Annotated in this window: 2 pseudogenes; both read right to left on the reverse strand. The window is 41.6% G+C overall.

From position 1 onward, the window contains the following. Nucleotides 1-451, reverse strand: a pseudogene (locus PSF28_RS22600) (hypothetical protein); the annotation flags it as partial. Between the two features lie 64 nt (nucleotides 452-515). Continuing rightward, nucleotides 516-1,005 (reverse strand): annotated as a pseudogene (locus tag PSF28_RS22605) (host specificity protein); the annotation flags it as partial.

The following is a 1,005-nucleotide window of genomic DNA, read 5'->3' on the forward strand; positions in this document are numbered from 1 at the left end:
CTCCTCCATCAAGAGTACCCCCTGTCTTATCAAACTTCCCATCCAACTGCTTATCCATTTCTTTTGTTGTGCGTATCTGTTGAGTCGTTTGGTCTGGCAATGTAACAGTGATAATGCCCTGCTCTGTCATCCAGCGCATTAATATGTCGCTGAACTGCACATTCGCCCCATTCATCGACACTATTTTATTCATCGCATCGGAAACAGAATGAACCATCGTCGTGAGAATGACGTATTTTGCCCCCGTTGCTGCGGTTGGTAATGGGAAATTTAATGTGAGTTCAGTATCCGATTGAATCGACTGAATACTGTTATTGTGAACTGTGGTTCCAATTTGAATTTGTATTGCTTGCTCTGCGGATACACGATTAATGTTATTGAGCCATTTGGTTCCAGCACCGACTAATTTAGTGCTATTTGCTGTTGTTGTGACTGTGCCTGTGTTGTACATAGGATTCTCCGAAATTTAGATACAAAAAAACCGCAATTAAGCGGCCTGTTAATTATTATGAGGTTTAAATGGTTAGTGCTTTTACTGTCGATGTGCCAACTTTGAAAACTTCCACCCTCTTCAGATTTGAGTAACTCAAAATAACGCTTGCTGTTGCATTCGTATTTGGGTCGCTTTCTGTGGATACTGCACGAATATAGATATAACTCTTACCGCCTCGGGGTGAAACAGGCAACTGAATAGGGCCTGCATTGACAGTTAAATCTAATCCACCATTTCCTGTATATTTACCCGTTTCACTGTACGCAGTCGCTACACCTCCATTACCATCATCAACACCAACCTGAATTCGAACATATGCGGAGTACTGCCAGCCACCTTCTACCCTGGTCATTTTCAAGTTACACGCTAAATCTGCATCAAATACTCTGCTAAAAATTTCAGAGTTGATTTCAACTGCTTTTATCCAGCCAGTGTTTAGAGTTCCAACATTTAATGTTGCTCGATGAATTGTCCCTGTAATTTTCGTTGCTGTTGAATAATACACGTCCCCC

Source organism: Providencia sp. PROV130 (assembly GCF_028482225.1).
In the GTDB taxonomy this organism is placed as follows: Bacteria; Pseudomonadota; Gammaproteobacteria; order Enterobacterales; family Enterobacteriaceae; genus Providencia; species Providencia rettgeri.